The following is a 4,023-nucleotide window of genomic DNA, read 5'->3' on the forward strand; positions in this document are numbered from 1 at the left end:
GCGATGACGCGCATGGCCACGTGCCAGACCGTGTTTTCCACGCTGGCCTTGTCCTTAGGAGACCTCACCCTCCCCGGCAGCACGGCAGCCGAGTAGTGCGCGGCCATCTCCCGGTAGGCATCATTCAGGACGACCTCGCCCTCACGGGGATGACTGATCACCCCGGTCTTCAGGTTGTCCGGCACGATCCTGGGCACCGAGCCGCCGAACGCCTCGAACATCGACACGTGCGCCCGCAACCAGGTGTCCTGCTTCATATCCAAGGTCGGCTCGACGAAGGCGTAGCGGCTGAACGGCAGGCACCCCACGAACAAGAACACCGTCCGGGTCGCGCCAGTGACCGGACCGTGCAGCTGCATCGTCGGCCCGGACCAGTCCACCTCGACCGTCTGCCCGGCCTTATGCCCGACCCTCGAGGCGGCCCCGGTGACCAGCACGTGGCGCTGGTAGGTCCGGCAGAACCGGTCGTATCCCATCGCCGGCTCGCTGCCGGCCGCGCAGCCATCAGCGTATTCGCCGTGCAGCAGCTTCAACGTCACCCCGACCCGCGCCAGCTCCCGATGAACCCGCTCCCAGTCCGGCTGGGCGAACACGCTCTGATGCTCACCACGACCCGGGAACAACAACTCGTAAACCTCGCCGTGGGCAAGGTCCTTAATCTCGTCCCAGCCGATACCGGCAGCGTCGGCGGCCTCCAGCACCGCCGTGACCGATTTCCGGGACATGCCCTGCGACGCCGCGATCACCCGGCCGGACAAGCCCTCGGCCCGCAACTGCAACACCAGCTTGGCCCTGATCTTCCGTACCATTGATGGTTCTCCTTCCGCCGTGCGCCCTATACGTACGGCGGAAGGAGCCTAAGCGCGCGGTGGCCCCCAAGCACGCCACTGCCGGTCCCCACGCTCAATATCGGGCGATGAGCGCACCGGCCCCCGAACGCACGACCGGTGGACCCCAACGAAGCGAATATTCAAACAGTGTTGTGTATCCCGACCCTAACCGAGGGTGGGGACGACCCAGACCTCATATATCTGACCAGCGCCGAGACCAGTACTTTCCTTCAGTTACCCATACGCAAACTCGGAGTAAGACTAAGGTTTACTCGGGTTGCGGCAGAACACCTTGATTGCGGAGAGATAGCAACTCTGAGTTCACGAAGGGCTCTCCCCAGAGAGGAGAAGGATATGGTCCTCCAGGCTCTGCTACTGCAGCAGAAACTGCCAACTGGCGCGGGAGCGCTAGAGGAATACAGGAGCACTGCGGCTGGCGGACTGCAGTGACAGCCTTGCCTCAGATCGTTACCGGATACCCAAGCAGTCTCCGGGAGAGGTGGGAAAGAGTACGGCACTTGCATGAGAAAATTTTTTTGGGCCTAGACAGGCACGAGCCCCCTCTGCACCGTGGTGCATCTTACCCCTATCCCAACCTCCACAAGCACTGTTACCCATTTGCAACAAAACTGGTGCGGTGTCATCTGGACAGTAAGGCTCGCCCCCGTAGCGCGCCTTCCGGCAACCTGCTGGTTATCCGGTCCATTTAGGTACGTACGAATGCAGTTGCGTAGAGGTACGCCCTGACGTCAACGATTGCCTAACAAAGCAAGTCAAGGATCTGATCCAACTTAGTGAATACCTCGCTGACGAGTGAGGTATTCACTAAGCTTGAATCGCGCAGGTACCTGCATGGTACGGGGATGCTTACACGCGACTAGGGCCCAGTCCTACCTAGCAGCGGTGCCTTCTTCGTAATCGTCATCGGAGTGGACCCAGGAAAAGAGGCTGCGCAGGTCGCGACCCGTAGCCTCAATTGGATGTCCCTCTTCCTTCTTGCGCAACGCTTGAAATTCGGGACCTCCGGCGTCCTGATCATCGATAAAGCGTCGGGCAAAGGTACCATCTTGGATGTCGGCAAGGACTGCCTTCATGTTTTCCTTCACCTGAGGGGTAATGATCCGGGGGCCGGACACGTAGTCACCATATTCAGCAGTGTCGGAGACGCTCCAACGCTGCTTAGCGATACCGCCTTCAACCATTAGGTCAACAATGAGCTTCACTTCGTGGAGTGTTTCGAAGTAAGCCACTTCAGGCTTGTAACCGGCTTCCGTCAGCGTCTCGAACCCATACTGAATGAGGTGCGAGACCCCGCCGCAGAGTACGACCTGTTCGCCGAAAAGGTCTGTTTCCGTCTCTTCTGTGAAGGTGGTTTCGATGATACCGGCCCGGGCGGCTCCAATAGCCTTGGCGTAGGAAAGCGCCAGTTCTTTTGCCTTACCGGAAGCATCCTGTTCAACGGCTATTAGGGCAGGCACGCCGCGGCCGGCTTCAAATTCCCTGCGGACGATGTGGCCAGGGCCTTTGGGTGCGACCAGAGCTACGTCCACTTCCGCCGGAGCCTTGATGTAGTCATAGCGGACGTTGAATCCGTGAGCGAAGAACAATGCGTCGCCGGCCTGGAGATTGGGCGCGATGTGCTCGGCGTAGACGTGGCGCTGGACCTGATCGGGGGCCAGGAGCATGATGAGATCGGCTTCAGATACCGCTTCGGCGACGCTGAGGACGCGAAGGCCGTCGGCCTCGGCCTTTGCCCGGGATTTGGAACCTTCTTTGAGTCCGATGCGTACGTCAACGCCGGAATCACGCAAGCTCAGAGCGTGGGCGTGCCCCTGGGATCCGTAACCAATGACGGCTACCTTGCGGCGCTGGATGATCGACAGGTCGGCGTCGTCCTCGTAATACATTTCAGTCATTAGGGTCTGCTGAAGGTTCGGTTGACTTCCTGACTGCTCTGCGGAGCAGAGAGGATATTCATCATGCCGAAGATCTACTCGGAGGAGTTCAAGGCCAGCGCCCTGGAGCTGCTCGAGCAAGGAATGACCCAGGTACAGGTCTGTAAGGACCTCGGGATGTCCAGGTCCGCGCTGCAGTCCTGGGTAAACGAGAACCGCCTCGACCAGCACGGATTCGAACCCGCCGAGAGCACCGAGGGGAAAGCCGAGCAGGCCAGGATGCTCAGACGGATCCGTGAGCTGGAGCAGGAGAACGAGATCCTGCGCCAGGCCACCGCTTACTTGTCGCAGGCGAATCTGAAGCCCGGGCAGGCCCGCCCAAAATGATGTACCCGCTGGTCCGTGACCTTGCCGCCGCCGAGATTCCGGTGACGGTGACCTGCAGGGTGTTGGGCTTCTCTAAGCAGGCGTTCTATAAGTGGAACGCCCGGCCTGTCAGCGACCGGGACTGGGAGGAAGCCCATCTGATTGACGCCGCCTACGACGTCCACGCCGATGACCCGGAATTCGGGCACCGGTTCATCGCCGATGAACTGCAGGCGGCTGGCCACAGGGTCTCCGAGCGGCGGGTGTGGCGGCTGTGTTCTCAGCAGCAGATCTTCTCCGCCACCGTGCGCCGCGCCAAGCGGGGCGGGGCGAAGCCCGGCCCGCCGGTCTGTGACGACCTGTTGCAGCGGGACTTCACCGCCGAGAGCATCAACACCACGTGGCTGACGGATATCACCGAGCACCGCACCGGTGAGGGCAAGCTCTACCTGTGCGCGATCAAGGACGCCTGCTCAGGACGGATCGTCGGTTACGCCATCGACCGCCGGATGAAGTCTGGTCTGGCGGTGGCCGCCCTCAAGGACGCCGTGGCCCGGCGTGGGGCCTCCAACGTCGCCGGTTGTGTTGTCCATAGCGACCGCGGTAGCCAATTTCGGTCCCGGAAGTTCCAGCACGCCCTGAAGCAGAACGGGCTGGTCGGCTCGATGGGCCGGGTCGGAGCCGCCGGGGACAACGCGGCGATGGAAAGCTTCTTCGCTACGTTGCAGAAGAACGTCCTCGACCGCCGCCGCTGGACCACCCGCGATCAGCTGCGCCTGGCCATCATCCATTGGATCGAACGGACCTATCACCGCCGCCGACGACAGCGTCGGCTCGGTAAGCTAACCCCGGTCGAATACGAAACCATCCACCAAAAGGCCGTCGCCCTGGCGGCCTAAACCATGGAGTCAACTAAACCTTCAGCAGACCCT

3 protein-coding genes are annotated in these 4,023 nt (G+C 61.4%); 1 reads left to right on the forward strand and 2 read right to left on the reverse strand.

Annotated features, from left to right (window positions below; translation table 11 throughout):
• A partial coding sequence (gene istA, locus ACQ3I4_RS16580) for an IS21 family transposase (RefSeq protein ID WP_329864004.1) occupies positions 1 to 809 on the reverse strand: 809 nt, incomplete at its 3' end.
• A 911-nt stretch (positions 810 to 1,720) separates the two neighbouring features.
• Complete coding sequence (ilvC, locus tag ACQ3I4_RS16585) at positions 1,721 to 2,746, reverse strand: ketol-acid reductoisomerase (RefSeq protein ID WP_430633937.1); 1,026 nt, start codon at positions 2,744 to 2,746, stop codon at positions 1,721 to 1,723.
• Between the two features lie 63 nt (positions 2,747 to 2,809).
• Between ilvC and ACQ3I4_RS16590 the strand changes: the two genes are divergently transcribed.
• Positions 2,810 to 3,990, forward strand: a protein-coding gene (locus ACQ3I4_RS16590) for an IS3 family transposase (RefSeq protein ID WP_430633870.1) whose coding sequence is annotated in 2 segments (ribosomal slippage) — positions 2,810 to 3,070 and positions 3,073 to 3,990 — 1,179 coding nt in all. Because the reading frame shifts where the segments join, the coding sequence is not laid out codon by codon here.
• The last annotated feature ends 33 nt before the right edge of the window (positions 3,991 to 4,023 follow it).

Source organism: Zafaria sp. Z1313, assembly GCF_050563205.1.
Classification (GTDB): Bacteria; Actinomycetota; Actinomycetes; order Actinomycetales; family Micrococcaceae; genus JAZDCJ01.

Coding starts and splice junctions, on each gene's coding strand:
- ilvC (WP_430633937.1), bottom strand. CDS start 2,746: ATGACTGAAATGTATTACGAGGACGACGCCGACCTGTCGATCATCCAG.